At 36.1% G+C, this 16853-nt stretch carries 8 protein-coding genes and 1 tRNA gene; 5 read left to right on the top strand and 4 right to left on the bottom strand.

Annotated features, from left to right (window positions below; translation table 11 throughout):
• A partial coding sequence (locus ACIEHO_RS12555) for a LamG-like jellyroll fold domain-containing protein (protein WP_406972214.1) occupies positions 1 to 5689 on the top strand: 5689 nt, incomplete at its 5' end.
• A gap of 141 nt (positions 5690 to 5830) precedes the next feature.
• Here ACIEHO_RS12555 and ACIEHO_RS12550 read toward each other — a convergent pair.
• Both ACIEHO_RS12550 and ACIEHO_RS12545 read right to left on the bottom strand, forming a co-directional pair.
• Positions 5831 to 5983: a hypothetical protein gene (locus ACIEHO_RS12550; RefSeq protein WP_406972212.1), complete on the bottom strand. Its 153-nt coding sequence runs from the start codon at positions 5981 to 5983 to the stop codon at positions 5831 to 5833.
• A gap of 294 nt (positions 5984 to 6277) precedes the next feature.
• Positions 6278 to 6362: transfer RNA gene (locus ACIEHO_RS12545), tRNA-Ser, on the bottom strand.
• A 181-nt stretch (positions 6363 to 6543) separates the two neighbouring features.
• Between ACIEHO_RS12545 and ACIEHO_RS12540 the strand changes: the two genes are divergently transcribed.
• From ACIEHO_RS12540 to ACIEHO_RS12525, 4 genes are all read left to right on the top strand, one after another.
• The gene (locus ACIEHO_RS12540) at positions 6544 to 7173 is read left to right on the top strand and encodes an NAD(P)H-dependent oxidoreductase (protein WP_406972210.1); all 630 of its coding nucleotides are present in this window, start codon (positions 6544 to 6546) and stop codon (positions 7171 to 7173) included.
• A gap of 126 nt (positions 7174 to 7299) precedes the next feature.
• Positions 7300 to 8493: a DegT/DnrJ/EryC1/StrS family aminotransferase gene (locus ACIEHO_RS12535; protein WP_406972208.1), complete on the top strand. Its 1194-nt coding sequence runs from the start codon at positions 7300 to 7302 to the stop codon at positions 8491 to 8493.
• A 46-nt stretch (positions 8494 to 8539) separates the two neighbouring features.
• Complete coding sequence (locus ACIEHO_RS12530) at positions 8540 to 12412, top strand: two-component regulator propeller domain-containing protein (RefSeq protein WP_406972206.1); 3873 nt, start codon at positions 8540 to 8542, stop codon at positions 12410 to 12412.
• Between the two features lie 355 nt (positions 12413 to 12767).
• Positions 12768 to 13730, top strand: a complete 963-nt coding sequence (locus ACIEHO_RS12525; RefSeq protein ID WP_406972204.1) for a hypothetical protein — start codon at positions 12768 to 12770, stop codon at positions 13728 to 13730.
• Here ACIEHO_RS12525 and ribB read toward each other — a convergent pair.
• A complete protein-coding gene (gene ribB, locus ACIEHO_RS12520; protein ID WP_406972202.1) occupies positions 13727 to 14887 on the bottom strand; it encodes a 3,4-dihydroxy-2-butanone-4-phosphate synthase in 1161 nt (386 codons plus the stop codon). The two genes, ACIEHO_RS12525 and ribB, sit on opposite strands and share 4 nt — an antisense overlap.
• Before the next feature lie 16 nt (positions 14888 to 14903).
• The gene (locus ACIEHO_RS12515) at positions 14904 to 16829 is read right to left on the bottom strand and encodes an LptF/LptG family permease (RefSeq protein WP_406972200.1); all 1926 of its coding nucleotides are present in this window, start codon (positions 16827 to 16829) and stop codon (positions 14904 to 14906) included.
• Positions 16830 to 16853: the final 24 nt, after the last annotated feature.

The raw sequence follows: 16853 nt of genomic DNA, 5'->3' as shown, positions 1-16853 counted from the left end.
CATAGATACCGCTGCATCTGACCAAACTGTAGAATGTGATGGTGCCGGCAATGGAGCTGCTCTTACAGCATGGTTAAATTCTAATGGCGGCGCTGTGGCCTCGGATACTTGTGGCAATGTAACTTGGTCAAATAACTTTACTGCACTTTCTGACCTTTGTGGAGGAACGGGTTCGGCGACGGTAACTTTTACCGCTACTGATGATTGTGGCAGAACTGCTACTACTCAAGCGACATTTACTATTGAAGACACCACAGACCCTAGCATAGATACTCCATCTTCCGATCAAACTGTAGAATGTGATGGTGCCGGCAATGGAGCTGCTCTTACAGCATGGTTAAGCTCTAATGGCGGCGCTGCTGCCTCGGATACTTGTGGCAATGTGTCTTGGTCAAATAACTTTACTGCACTTTCTGACCTTTGTGGAGGAACGGGCGCTGCCACGGTAACTTTTAACGCTACTGATGATTGTGGTAGAACTGCTACTGCTCAAGCCACATTTACTATTGAAGATACAACACCTCCTGTAATATCTGGTGTGGGACCAGATACAACTATTGAGTGTACCGAAACGCCTGTATTCAGTAGCCCAACTGCATCTGATGCTTGCGATGGTTTGCCATCACTGGTCTTTATAGATGTAACCACTCCAGATGCATCACATCCTGATGAATATTCTGTAACTAGGACATGGACCGCAACCGATGCCTGTGGCAATAGCTCTCAAGAATCACAGACCATCACAGTATTAGATACTACTCCACCGGACACAATAGTCATATCCACTGAGACCCGTCAATGTTCATTCACTGTCAATGCACCAACAACAACAGATAATTGTGCAGGTACAATAACCGGGACAAACGGAGATTACGATTGGCCACATACCTTTAATAGTGATGGGACTTATGTTATTTCGTGGCTTTTTGATGATGGTAATGGTAACTCAATTACAGTAGATCAAACAGTAATTATAAATGATACTATCCCACCTGTTCCGGATATTGCAAACCTTCCAGATATCAATGTTGTTGATTGCGAAGTTGATGTAGTAACACCAACGGCAACTGATAATTGCCGAGGAACAATTAATGGAGATCCGACGGATGCTAATGGAAATGATATAGATTTTCCTATTACAACCTTTGGTACAACTATAATCACCTGGACCTATGACGACAGAAATGGTCAAATAGTAACGCAGCAACAAAATGTAACCTTAACAAAACCTCCTATTTCTGGAGGGGTCTTGCTAGGTCGGGTGGATGATTTGGATCCAGTGGAATTTCCTCCTACTAACAATGTGGCCATATCGGCCTGTCCTGATGATATCAATCCGGTAACGATCAATTTATCAGGAGAAAATGGAACAATTGTACATTGGGAAAAATTTGAAGCCGGCGATAACAACTGGGATATTATTCCAAGTACTTCTGGTTTAAATACGTATAATATCGATTTTGATTTTGCAAATACTAAATCCACGGTGTTTAGAGTACTCATTCAATGGGGAACCTGTGAGGAATATTCGCAAATTATGAGTGTACATGCCGTACCACCAGATGTGCCCCCAACACTTGAAAATGATTATTTCAATACGTGTTTGGGTACAGAAATTTCATTGGTTGCTTATAGTGGGTATGGAGGCATACTTATTGATCCGGATGAAGAAGAAGCCGGACAGTTTGATCAGGGTCAGTTCCCTGATAAATGGAATCCGAATATGTGGAAGATTGATGGGCAAGTAGCGGGCGTTGCATTTACTGGAGCGGCCAACAATCGTTCTGTGAATAATTGGACTGCAACAAACAATCATCCTTTTCCAGATGGGACTTGGTCACCTAAAATTGAATATGATTCTAACAATTTTAAGTTCGCTATTGCACAAGGCGATTTTACAAGTCAAGAATACATCGATGAATTTCCTCCTGGCAATGCCACAACATTAGAAACGCCAATTTTGAGTTTACTTGGTTTGGAATCGCCTTCAATATCATTTACCACAGCTTGGAATTTAGATGATCCTACCGATATTGCCTTATTTGAAATGTCTCTGGATGGCGGACTTACTTATAACGTATTACTACAGGACATCTGGGATATCCCGGGAGTTATTCCTGATGGCGAATGGCCCTATACATCTGATCCGGGGTCTTCACAGTTTAATTATGTATTTGACACCTATCAATTAACATTTCCATTGGATCTTTACACGTCTTACGATCAGGTTCGGTTTAGATGGACCTATTTTGGCAATAGTCCTTTTAGCGCTTGGGCCATAGATGAAATTACATTGCCGCTTGGTGGATCTCCAGCCAATGAAATTGAATGGACTGACGGTATTGGAGACCCTAATGAAGATCCTCTAGCAGATGGAACCTTGAGTGTAGCTTATACTTTTACACCTGATGCTCCAGGGGCCCATCAGTATGGTGCGACAATTTTGGTTAATGGTTGTAGAGCATACGACCCAGATGGTACAGCTCTGGCAGATGTTCTGGTTAACTATGCTTATGCCGGAGAGGACATTCTATATGCACCCGGTGAATGTGGAGAAAATGTAATAACCCTAAACGCTTACGACAATACGAAGAACGCCATTGACAATGCAACAAAAGGCGCCTTTACGCTTCCTCTTGATTGTAAGAATTGTGGTGATCCCGGTACAGGTACGCCGGGGAAATGGACTGTTGATCTTGATAATTCAAGCTTCGATTGTGGTAGTTCTTATTCATTTTCAGATGACGAGGATCCCAATGCTACTTTTACAGGTGATCCAGGAACCTATAGATTACTATGGACGGTTGGGCCATGGGGTCCTAATAATGAATTTTCCTGTGTAGACGATGTTATAGTCGAAATTACAAATTGTGCCATTGTTGATTTTGATGGTGAAAACGACAATGTTACTTTTGGCGATAATTATAATTTAAATCCAGCATTTAGTGTTGAATGTTGGATCAAACCCGATGCCACAACCAATACTGGTGGAACAAACAATGCGATACAAACCATTATATCCAAACGGAATGCTAATTCGAGTGATTATAACAAAAAAGGTTATGATCTTCGACTAGTTAACAACATAGTATCTTTTAGATGGAACGAATCTGGATCCATTACATCGGCTTTCCCTATTGGCACCAATAGGTGGTATCATGTTGCCATTACTAGAACTCCTACTAATGGGAATAGTGGTATTTACCGTATGTATATTGATGGTATTCAGGTTAGTAGCAATAGTGGAAGTGCTCCAAATACCAATGCTAATGACTTTATTTTAGGAGCGATGGCCCAAACTGGCAATCCGCCAAATAAACCCGTGAATTATTTTTCTGGTTGGATTGATGAAGTGCGCATCTGGAATAAAACCCTGAGTGTCCATCATATTCGTCAGATGATGAATCAGGAAATCAAGCAATTAGGAAGTGATGTAGGTGGTGAAGTTATACCAACAAAAATTTATGGAGTGGATACAAATCAAGATGGAGTTGAAGAAGATCTTCTTACTTGGGCAAATCTTGACGGCTATTACCGTATGGATCAGATTGCGTGTGGGTATCTTGAACCTTACGGTGGTGTTGGTGTTGATGGTAAGCTTAGACACATTACTAGTCAGCAAGAACCAAGTGCCCCATTGCCATATACAACAAAATCTGGCGGTAATTGGTATGACATCACACCTGCCACACCATGGACATATAGTGATACCGTTTGGGACTATCCAAATGCATTAGGGATTGATAACACTACCCGAATTGATTGGAATATCGTAAAAACTTCGCATATCATTGAATCTGATTTGACCTCTGCATCTCCGAGAAATATTACCCTTTTAGGATTAGTTGTCGACCCAAGCAGTGACTTGACCATTACAGCACAAGGTACTCAAGATGAAACCAATACAGGCCACGGCCTATGGATTACCCACTATTTAAAATTGGATGGCTTTATGGATTTGGTGGGTGAATCACAATTAGTACAAAAACGCTACAATACTAGTGGCAATCCAACTGTTCAATTTAACGAAAGTATTTTAGATGTTACCAGTGCTGGTTATATATTTCGATCCCAACAAGGAAGTATCAACTTATTTAATTACAATTATTGGAGCTCTCCAACTTCTCCTGTTAATACAACTGATAATAATTTACCTTTTTATATTAAATGGCAACATCGCGATGGTACAGTATCTAGTACCCCAAAAGTTATAAACTGGTTATCTAGTGGTTATAATGCATCTGCAACTTCAAGTCCCATATCAATACCAGAGTACTGGCTATGGTCTTATGAAAATTTTGCATCAAACACGTATGCAAAATGGGTTAAATTAAGTAGTACCACAGCTATAAAAACAGGGTTAGGCTATACCATGAAAGGAAGTGGCGCTGGTGGCTCATATCAAAATTATGTGTTTGTAGGAAAACCACATAATAACACAATCAATTCACCAATAACCATTGGGAATGATGCCTTAATAGGTAACCCATACCCGTCTGCTATAGATGCCGATGAATTTATTAAAGATAATATACCTGCACTTAACCCTGGTGGAACACCTACTCCAGCAAACCCAGAAACTACAGGAAGTATTGATGGTTCGCTGTATTTCTGGATACATTTTGATTCAAATAACACCCACGTTCTAAGAGATTATGAAGGCGGGTATGCCACTTATACTTTAGCTGGTGGTAATGCACCGGTTACTGGAGTAAAATATACCACAACCGATGGTTTTGAAGTAAGTGGTAATGGCTCTTCAATTTTAAGACCTGGCCAATATATCCCAGTTGCTCAAGGATTTTTTGTTCATTCTGCATTTCCTGATGATAAAGACGAAGATTTTCTTAAATTTCAGAATAGCCAAAGAATCTTCGAAAGAGAAACCAATGATAATACTAATGATGGCTCGCAATTTTTGAAAACCAGTAATTCTAAAAGTGCAAAAAACAGTTCAGAGCCAATTATAGATGAAACAGTTATTAAACGTATTAGGTTTCAGTTCAAATCAGCTGAAGGAACAAATAGGCCTTTATTATTAGCCTTTACGCCAAATAATGAAGCATCTGATGGTTTTGATTATGGTTATGATGCCAAGGCATTTGAAACATTACCAAGTGATATGCTATTTATGATAAGTGATGAAAAATATGTGATTCAGGGTGTTGGCGAGTTTGATAAAGCAAAGCAATATCCAATTGCCATTACTATAAATGAGACAGGGCCAGTACAGATTTCGTTGGCTGGCTTGGAAAACTTTGATAGTTATAAAAATGTATATGTTTACGATTCATTTTTGGATACTTACACCAAAATAAACAACAAAAGCTTTAATATATATTTGGATGCAGGCGACTATTCAAATAGATTTTTTATCGCCTTTACTAAGGCTCAAAACAACACGCTAGACCTTGAAGACTTCGAAATAGAAAATGCTGTTGTAAATTATTTAAATAAATCCAATCAGATATATATTCATGTACCAAATACCATAGAAGTTGAACAAGTATATATCACTAATCTTATAGGACAAACAGTTAAATCTTGGAATCGGCCAGAAATGTTCAGCATATCTGGTGGTGAATTTAAAATTCCTGTTAAAACCATTTCGGAAGGTCCTTATGTAATCATAGTTGAAACTAAACAAGCTGTTTTTAGAAAGAACGTTATTATTACTAATAAGTTTTAACCAATACTAGCTCATAAAATGGATGTATGATGCAAAATCAATTGTATGTCTTCCGCCTAAATTGAACTTTTTAGGCTGAAGATATCCGCCCGTCAAGGGCAATTCTACAATTTTTTTCTATCTCTAACTTTAATGTATTATTTAGTCTATTTGTTGAATTCCATCTTTTTTTTGCAATCCATTTTCAGTACTAAGCGTTGTTGATTTTCCTTTATGCGTCATTTTTAGGTAAGTAGGGTAACTCAAGTTGTCTTTTAGTTTGTCTGTTTTTAAATAAAAATTTGGTTTAATCATGATAAGAGTTTTAAATTAATTCGTTAAAGTGTCAGTAAATCAATTATATATCAGGGAATCACCATTGATTCCTTGAAATTTAGTTACCCTTATTTTTTAGAATATATAGGGTAACTCATAGGGTAACTGAACTATGAGATTTAAGGTGGAATTTGATTTCTATTTAAAAAATAAAATAAACCCCTCAACCAGATTAAATTCAAATAAACTCAGTGTTTAAAAGGATTTTAGGAATTCTTATTACAGAAAAGTGATGTAAAAAAAGAAGCCTCACATAAAATGCAAGGCTTTTAGCGGAGAAAGAGGGATTCGAACCCCCGGAGGTGTGACCCTCAACAGTTTTCAAGACTGCCGCATTCGACCACTCTGCCATTTCTCCTTGAGTGCCTCATCAAGCTATTTGCCTGAATGCGGGTGCAAATATAGAATCCTTTTTTAATTCTTTCAAATAAAAAACAATTTTTTTAAAAGAAATTTTCAAGATTTAAAAGTCTATATTTTCTGAAACAATAGCCGAAAACAAAATCACAAATCTTATTTTTGCACAAAATTATATGCAAATGGATACGATTAAGCAGTTAAAATGGCGCTATGCAACCAAAAAGTTTGATGCAGAAAAAAAACTTTCAGAAGCCAAATTAAATGTAGTAAAACAAGCCTTTAATCTAACGGCGACATCGTTCGGACTTCAAACTATAAAGCTAGTAGTTATTGAAGATGAGGAAATCAGGAGTCCATTATTAAAGCATGCATACAACCAAAAACAAGTAGTAGAGGCATCGCACCTGCTGGTTATTTGCATACAAAACGATATTTTGCAAAATGACATTACCACGTATTATAACAATATAAAAGATACGCGAAAAACACCGGAAACTATATTAAAGCCATATCGGGAAGATCTTATAAAAATGATTGAAAAGATGTCGGTAAAAGAACGCCAACAATGGTCCACAAATCAAGCTTACATTGCTTTGGGTAACCTAATGACCGTTTGCGCGATTGAAGGCATCGATTCCTGCCCCATGGAAGGATTTCTGCCTAAAAAGTACGATGAATTACTGAAATTAGATGAAAAAGGACTAAAATCAGTATTGCTTCTGCCCATAGGTTACCGCGCGAAGGACGATATGTTTTCCGAATTTAAAAAAGTTAGGAAACCAATAAAAGAAGCGGTAATAGAAATTTAAATAATTAGGGCGTTACCGCAAGGGTCGGGCTTTACGCTATATCTTTTTATCGTGCCTCAAAAAAGGATGCCGCTTCAATCCCTAACGCAACCTAAAAGCCTAAATACAGAATAACAAAAAAATATTATGCCAGGATTTGAACTGTTTGGAGAAAAAGAAAGAAAAGAAGTTAACGATGTTTTAGATAGCGGTGTGCTTATGCGTTACGGTTTCGACGGTATGCGAAACGGCCACTGGAAAGCCAAAGAGCTAGAAACCGAGTTGCAAAATACTTTTCAATCAAATTATGTTCAATTAGTTTCAAGTGGTACGGCTGCTGTATCGGTAGCATTGGCAAGCGCAGGAGTTGGTGCTGGAGATGAAGTAATCATGCCAACATTTACGTTTGTAGCGAGTTTTGAGGCTATTATGATGCTTGGCGCCATTCCCGTTTTAGTTGACATAGACGACACCCTATGTTTAGATCCCAATGCTGTAAAAGCAGCGATAACACCAAAAACAAAAGCCGTCATGGTAGTGCAAATGTGTGGTAGTATGGCCAATATGGATGCATTACAACATATTTGTAAAAAGCATGATTTACTTTTAGTTGAAGATGCTTGCCAGGCCATAGGTGGTACCTACAACGGAAAACCGTTGGGAAGTGTTGGCGATTTGGGTTGCTTTTCATTCGATTTTGTAAAAACCATTACCTGTGGTGAGGGCGGGGCAGTAGTTACCAATAACAAAGTGTATTATACAAATGCCGACCATTACAGCGATCATGGTCACGACCATGTAGGTAGTGATAGGGGGGCAGAAACACATCCATTTTTAGGTTATAACTTCAGGATTTCAGAATTGCATGCTGCAGTTGGTTTAGCACAAGTAAAACGCTTGCCTGAATTTTTAGAAATCCAACGTAAATATTTAAGCATATTTAAAGACATTGTTGGAGATGTTTCAGGAGTAACTTTAAGAACAGTTCCTACTGGTGGTGAAGAAAGCGGAGCATTTTTCAATTTCTTTTTGCCAGATTTAGAATCGGCCAGAAAAGTAATTCAAGGCTTTAAAGAAGGGGGAATTGATGCCTGCTGGAATTATTACGATAACAACTGGCACTACATTCGTAAATGGGAACATTTGAAAGGATTGAAATCACTTTTCCCAATTTCAGAAGAAGTTAAAATAGGTTTAAAATACTTAGAAACCAAAACTTTTGATGCTTCAGACCACTTTATTGGCCGAAATATTTCCTGTTTAATAAAATTATCCTGGACAGAAGAAGAAGTTATTGGCAGAGCAAAAAAAATGGCTGAGATTATTACACAAGTGCTGTAGTTTTATGTTCAAAACAATTTCGTAGCTTTAGGGGTAAATCCTATAAATGAGTTCTGTAAAATTTGTTCTGGTATTTTTATTGACCATAACTGCTTTTTCCCAAAGCCATAGAGACCAAATGGCTTTTAGGGGGTTAGGGGTAGAGCAGGGCCTTTCACAAAATAGTGTGATTAGTATGGCTCAAGATTCTATTGGGTACATGTGGTTTGCCACACAAGATGGTTTAAATAGATACAACGGCCGAACCTTTAAACACTATAATAAACAATTTGAAGACATTACAAGGGCTACCTTTAGTAACTTAGGTAAGGTTTACATCGATAAGCAAAATAGACTGTGGATTATTACCCATTCAGGGCAACTAGAGCGCTATCAGGCAAAAACAGATACATTCAACATTGTAAAACAGGGGTTTCGGGCAAGTGCTATTTTCCAAGATGAAAAATTAAATCTGTTTATAGGTTCTTATGGCAATGGGCTTTTTAAGGTTAATTATAAAACAAAAGATACGATTGCAATATTCAAAAAGGAAGATAAAACGACCACGGTCTATAATATTGTTCAAGCCAAAAAAGAAATTTTGGTTGCGGCCTCAGGAGCTGTTTATAGGGTTTTTGACAATGGCCGCTACATCAAAGTGCCAGTAAAAACTAGTACAGAAACCAACTTTGGTACATTAGAGCAAGATCGTGCCGGTGGTTTTTGGTTGGGATCTTATGGAAATGGATTGTTTTATATGCCCGAAAACAACAATGAGTTTGTAAAATACAGTCATGAAGACCTCCCGAATGACTTAAATATTGAAGACTTGTTAATTGATAGCAAAAACCGACTATGGATTGCCACATACGGAAATGGTGTGTATTTAATAGATTTCCCAACCAATAGTATAAAGAATTTTAAAGCCAATAAAAACAATCCGTTCGCCATTCACTATAATGATATGCTCTGTTTGTATGAAGACATTACGGGGGTAATATGGATAGGGTCAGACGGAACAGGAGCCAGCTACTACGACGAACATTTAATTAAATTCAATATTCTTACCAATAATCAGGTGCCAAGAACCGTAAATGTTGATATGATTAGAAGTTTTACAACGGACAAAGACTATAATTTTTGGATTGGTACTTCAGGAAAAGGGCTGACTTACCACAATACCAACGACGAAACCTTTACAACATACACTATTGATAACTCGCCGTTAAACAGTAATAGAATAATTAGTTTAAATTATTTTGAAGAAGAACTTTGGGTGGGTCACCAAGGTTACGGGTTAAATATTATTGAAAGTTCGGGCAACTATTTATCTTTTTCCGAGTTGAACAATTATACTATTTGGCGAATTTTGGAGGAATCGAAAAGCCGCCGTTGGTTGGCCACCGAGCGACATGGTATTGTTTTATTTGATAAATACAAAGGTATTATGAAACAATTTAATACATCCAATTCGGCGTTGACACAAAATAATATTCGGGCATTTATAAAAGGAAACCATAATGACTTTTGGATAGGAACTGACAATAAAGGCGTTTTTAAACTCGATATTAAAACCAATAAAATCTCAAAAGTTAAAGGCCTAGATGATAAAATAAAGTCACTGTTCATTGAAAATCAAACACTGTGGGTGGGCACTTTTGGAGCCGGTTTAAAAAAGTTCGATATAGCAAATAATACGATCAAAGTTTATACAGAAAAAGACGGACTGCCCAATCAAGTGGTTTATGGTATTTTGCCAGACAATGATAAAAATTTATGGTTTAGTACAAATAATGGTTTATGCCGTTTTAAACCTGTTGATGAAGATTTCGAGGTGTTTAGCGTTGACGATGGGTTGCAAGATACCGAGTTCAACACAGGAGCCTATTTTAAGGATTCTAAAGGCACTCTTTATTTTGGAGGGCTCGAAGGGCTTAATTGGTTTAGCCCAGAAAAAATCACTTATAACAACGTGAAGCCCAAAACTATCATTTCCAAGTTTGAAGTCTTTTCCAAAGAACAACCTTTGATGGGAAACACTAAGTTTAAGTACAATCAAAATACCGTTACATTTACATTTTCCAGCTTACATTTTTCGCAACCTGAAAGAAACCAGTATAGGTATAGACTTTTAAATTATGATGATAATTGGATTTCGCCAAAAAGCATCAATTTTGCACATTACACTAATTTACCGCCAAACACTTATACTTTTGAGGTTATTTCCTCCAACTACGACGGTGTCTGGAACAATAACTCAGCCACCTTCGCCTTTACAATTTTAAAGCCATGGTACCTAACTACAACGATGAAATTGTTTTATATGTTAGCATTCTTGATTTTGTCTTTAGGTGTCTACAAGTATTTAAAGTTTAGATGGAATGTAAAAACGCAATTACAATTAGAGCATGCGGAAACCGAACGTTTAAAAAAGTTAGACGAGTTTAAAACACAGCTGTATACCAACATTTCGCATGAATTTAGAACACCCCTTACACTTATTTCTGGTCCTATTGACCATCAGTTGTCTAAAGAAGATTTAAAGCCCGAAGACCGTAAAGAGTTGGGATTGGTAAAACAAAATGCAACTAGATTGCTTAATTTGGTTAATCAAATGGTTGATTTATCTTTAATAGATTCGGGCCAGATTAATTTAAAAGTAACACAAGGGAATTTAACGGTACTTCTAACGCAAATTGTTTCAGCGTTTCGATATAAAGCCAATGAAAAAAGTATTCAGATAAACAGTACAATTCAAAATTTAAGTAATGCTTGGTATGATTCCGATATTATTGAAAAAATTGCTTCAAACCTATTATCTAATGCCGTAAAATATGCGCCAGAATCAAGTGCTATTAGTTTTGACGCCAATAAGCAAGAAAGTGCTTTAGTGTTATCCGTCACGAATACCACCAAGGAAATCACAAAAAAAGATTTGGGTAAATTGTTCGAACGTTTTTATCAAGATGATGCGACCGAAGAAGGTGTGGGGGTTGGTCTTGCGCTTGTTAAAGAATTAGTATCCTTGTCGAAAGGAAGAGTTGTTGTTAGTAGTTTAGATTCAGATAATATACAATTCATGGTTACTCTTCCTATTGAAAAAAATGCATTTAAAACTTCAGAAATCATTTATGTTGAAAATGATGATGAGTTATACAACAACCACTTTGAAGATGATTTGAGTGATAATAGCCGTACTTTGCTTTTAGTTGAAGACGATGTTGATATTAGAACATTTATGGCTTCCATCTTTAAAGGGGCTTACAAAATTATTGAGGCCAATAATGGAAAAATTGGCGTTGAAATGGCTCTAAAACATATCCCAGATTTAATTATTAGCGATGTCATGATGCCTGTTGAGGATGGGATTTATCTATGCAATGCTTTAAAACATAACGAGCTAACAAGTCACATTCCTATAATACTTTTAACTGCCAAAGTAGGTGAGGCCCAAAAAAAAGAAGGCTTAAATACAGGAGCCGATGCTTACGTAACCAAACCATTTAATACAGAGACCCTAAAATTGCGGGTTGAAAAGCTTATAGAAAACAGACAAAAGCTTCAAAAACATTTTAGTAAGGGTTTTGATTTAAACCCAGAAATACGCATTTCTTCAACTGAAGAAGAATTTTTAAAGCGATTAAAGTCAGTTTTGGATAAGAACTTGGTCAACCCTGACTTTTCGAGTGTCGCTTTTTCCAAGGCAATGGGAATGAGCAGAACACAATTACACAGAAAATTAAAAGCCATTACTGGGTCTAGTACTTCAGAATTTATTCGTTCGCAACGTTTAAAATTATCTGTTGAACTTTTGAAAAAATCGGATGCTACAATATCAGAAGTAGCATATCAAGTAGGTTTTAATACACCATCCTATTATATCAAGTGTTTCAAAGAAGCTTATAAATGCACGCCGAATGATTATCTTCAAAAAAGCTAAGTGATTGATTTTAAAAAAGGTCTTTCAGTCTTGTTAGTTTTCTTGTAACATATCTTGCATCATCTGAAACATATATTGCATCCATATATGGGTTGTTTGTCTAATTTGGTCATGTAAAGTAATAGCGGTAATTAAATGGTCGATTCTACCCTAAATAAAAGTAAGGACAAAATCTATATGAGTATTGACCATTTAGAAAAAGGGGTTTACACCTTACATATTTTACTAAACAATAAAGTCGTAAAAATCGTAGAGATAACTAAAGAATAAAAAGAGGCTATTAATCAATCCTTCAATAGGGGAATAACAAAAATTAATTTTGATGTTCATTCCCCTATTTTTTTAAAACTAAACTATGAAAACAAAGTTTGTCAATCTGGTATTACTATTTTTCGCGGTAACAATTTTGTGCGGGTGCAAAAACGAGAAAAAATCAGAGTCTGTTGAAGAAGTGATAATTGAAGTTGAAAACCTAGTAAAAGAACCCACCAATGTTATTGATATTGTAACACTTAGTATGGAATTTCAGATGCAAGATACCATTCCATCAGGTTGGAATACTTTTAAATATGACAATCGTGCCAATGAAACGCATTTCTTTCGATTTGTAAAATTGCCAGCAGGTATAACAGTAGAAAATTTTATAAATGAGGCCGATCCAGTTTTTGAAGAAGGTATGGATTTAATTAATGAAGGAAAAACCGAAGAAGGCTTTGCTGCTTTTGGTAAAATGCCAAAGTGGTTTAGCCAAGCAGTTCCAAGTGGAGGATCTGGCTTAATTGCTCCAAAGTTAAGCGGAATTTCAACACTTAATTTAGAGCCTGGTCTCCATAGTGTTGAATGTTATGTAAAGATGGCTAATGGTAAATTTCATTCTACAATGGGTATGATTAAAGAAGTTTACGTAACAGATGCTAAAAGTGATTCAGGACCTCCAATAGCGACTAATACAATTGATATAAAAGAAGATGGTTTTCATATTTCAGGAGACCTAAAAAAAGGCGAACATATATTTGAGGTAAATATCATTAATCAGAAATTACATGAAAATTTTGCAACCTCAGATGTACATTTAGTAAAACTTGATGATATTGCAGATGTTGATGCTTTGGAAGCTTGGATGGTTTGGTACGACCCTAAAGGATTTATTACACCTGTTCCAAATGGATTAACTTTTATGGGTGGTTATAATGATGATGATGAGGGAAGCACTGGATATTTTCAAGTTAATTTAAAACCTGGCAAGTATGCCTTTATAGCAGAAGTACCAAATGCGAGGGAAAAAGGATTACTAAAAGAATTTGAAGTAGTAGATTAATAATTAACGTAGTCAACAATCTCTAAGCCGTAACCAATTAGTCCAACACGCTTGGTTTGGCCAGAGTTAGAAATTAAACGTAACTTATGAATGTTTAAATCGTGAAGTATTTGAGCTCCAATACCAAAATCTCTGTTGTCCATTTTAATTTTTGGTGCTTTGGTAATCGTATTTTCTTGTTGATTTTCTTTTAAAAACGACAATCTATTTAGAATATTGGTAGATTGTGATTCTTGGTTTATAAAAATAATAGCACCTTTTCCAGCATCATTTATAACCTTAAACATGTTGTCCAATTGTTTGTCGGCGTTATTGGTAAGTGTGCCAAGAATATCATTATTCACCAAAGTAGAATTTATTCTGGTCAACACCTCTTCATTATCTTTCCATTGGCCTTTTGTTAAAGCTATATGTATTTGATTGTTAGTGGTTTGCTGGTAGGCTATTAATCTAAAACTTCCAAAGCGTGTTTCGATGTCAAAGTCTTCTTTTTTCTCAATCAAAGAATCGTGCTGCATTCTGTAAGCAACCAAATCCTCAATAGAAACAATCTTTAAATCTAGCGTTTTTGCTACTTCGCAAAGTTGAGGAAGGCGCGCCATTGAACCGTCTTCATTCATAATTTCTACTATAACACCTGCTGGGTTCAAGCCAGCCAATCGAGCAAAATCAATAGCCGCTTCTGTATGTCCAGTTCTCCTTAAAACACCCCCTTCTTTTGCTACTAAAGGAAATATATGACCAGGTCTGGCCAATTCAAAAGGTTTGGTGTCCCTGTCAATCAATGCTTTCACTGTTTTAGCTCTATCTGAAGCAGAAATACCAGTTGTAACACCTTTTCCACGTAAATCAACCGAAACGGTAAAAGCGGTTTCCATGTGGTCGGTATTATTGCGCACCATCATGTCTAGTTCCAAATCATCACATCTATTTTCCGTAAGTGGTACACAAATTAATCCACGGCCCTGAGTAGCCATAAAGTTGATAACTTCTGGCGTAACCTTATCTGCCGCAGCCAAAAAATCGCCTTCATTTTCACGGTTTTCATCATCAACAACAATAATAACTTTTCCGTTTCTTATATCGTCAATGGCTTCTTTTATGGTGTTCAATTTAATTTCAGACGTGCTTTTATGTGTCATGGTTCCTACATTCATGCGGCAAATATATTGCTTATTTTAAAGATTCTAAACAGTTTTGTTTTAAGTCTTCCTTTATTTTTTGATTAAGGAAGAGGTGTACAATTATATAAAGTGGTAAGCCAATCATTAAAAGGTATATCTTAGGTCGTTTTCTATTCTTGTTAATATGACCGTAAAATTGGTAGACGTTTTTAATTGATTTTAAGTAATAAATAACGAATAAAACTAAAGATACTACACTTAGTTGAATGGCAGGTTGTGCTAATGAAGGCAATTTATTGTTTTTAAACACGAAAAATAAAACTAATAACGCTACCCCTATGAAATAGAGTGCTTTCGCAAACTTCACGTGATTTGAATAGTTCTTTACAATTTGTTCAGATTTTAAAAATGCTTTATCAAGAAAAACACCGATTTCCTCAAGCTGAGGCGTTTCTAATCCTCTTGCATTTAATAGCTTTATGGCTTCAAACCTTACTGGTTCTTCATGTCCCAGAGACTCGTAATCGCTTATTAACTCAATAAGTTCATTGTTATTAAGATTGCTAAGGAATTTATAATCAACCGAATCTTTTTCTTTGATTTTAAATATTCGTTTTAAAGGCTCAGTGATGCTGTCAAAATCAAATAAACTTTTATCGGCAGTTGCTCTTTTTGTTAAAAATATACCTAATGGAAGCATGAGTAATGTAGAAAACCAACTCGCTAAAATAGGATTGAACCCTCCATTTTTTGCACTATTGGTAGCAAAAATTCCAATAAAGTGGTAGGTTAAAAATAATAAAATAGCAATAACCATAGGTAAGCCCATACCGCCTTTTCTAATTAAAGCACCCAACGGGGCACCAACAAAAAAGAGGATGATACAGGCAAAGGCTAAAGCGAATTTTTCATGAAATGAAATTATATGTTTGTTTAACCAAGACTTCGAAGTTTTTATTATTGTCTTTTTTGAAGAGATAAGCTGATTGGACGAACCAACAGTTCTTAATGAAGATTCCACCAACTCAATTTTCTTTTTTGTATCAAAAATATCGAGAATATCTCCTGTGTATTCAGTTTTTTCAATTTGTTTAACTGGTATATTCTTTTGAATTTGAGGCATGCCAGATCTTACATGTAAATTTTTTGAAAATGTTTCGTGGTCTGTTTCACTTTTCTTGATTAGAGAGTCTATTGTCGTATCAAGGTCCATTACATCTAACATATTATATTTGTCGGTTTGCGATTGTTCATCGAAATCAACATTATTCATATCGGATAAATCGATATTGATTATTTTTTTCTCAAAAGCACTCTTCGCAAATGTCTGCCTATTCCTAACTTTTAATTTATTGCTTCCTCCCGGATTATCTTTATAAACATGACCGTTATTTAATATAAGCTTTAAAACATTCGAACCTTCCGGACTGGTTAATTCACCAGTTTTGGCTATGATGACGGTAGTGTTTTTACGCCCATTTACATCTTTTACGTGTATGGTAACATCTTCTAAAAACTGTCCACGGTCACCACTTTTTTTCTCAACTTTTATATTATAATCTGTATTATCAATACTGTTAAATTGCCCTTCAGCAATAACCATGGCTGGTTTTAACTTGGCAATGTTCCTTCTTAAATTATATGAATTAAGTTCTGCCCATGGAATAACGTTGTTCGAAAAGAAAAAGGTGGTGATGCCCAATATCACAATGAATACGCTAAGCCCGGACATAGCACGTTGCAACGAAATGCCCGTAGATTTCATGGCAGCGAATTCGTAGTTTTCGGCAAAACTACCGAAAACCATAATTGAGGATAAAAGAATAGTTAGAGGTAAAACTAAAGGAATAAGTTTTGGCAAAAAATAAGCCAAAAACTTAAAGATAATGATAAGATCCAAATCTTTACCGGCCAACTCTTTTATATATAGCCAAATAGTCTGTAAAACAAAAATCAGCATGAGTATGATAAACACGCTGAAAAAAGTTTTTAGGTAGGT

The sequence above is a fragment of the Flavisericum labens genome (assembly GCF_045446075.1).
Classification (GTDB): domain Bacteria; phylum Bacteroidota; class Bacteroidia; order Flavobacteriales; family Flavobacteriaceae; genus Flavisericum; species Flavisericum labens.
The sequence above is the reverse complement of the archived record's forward strand: the minus strand, read 5'-3'. Positions and strand labels throughout refer to the sequence as shown.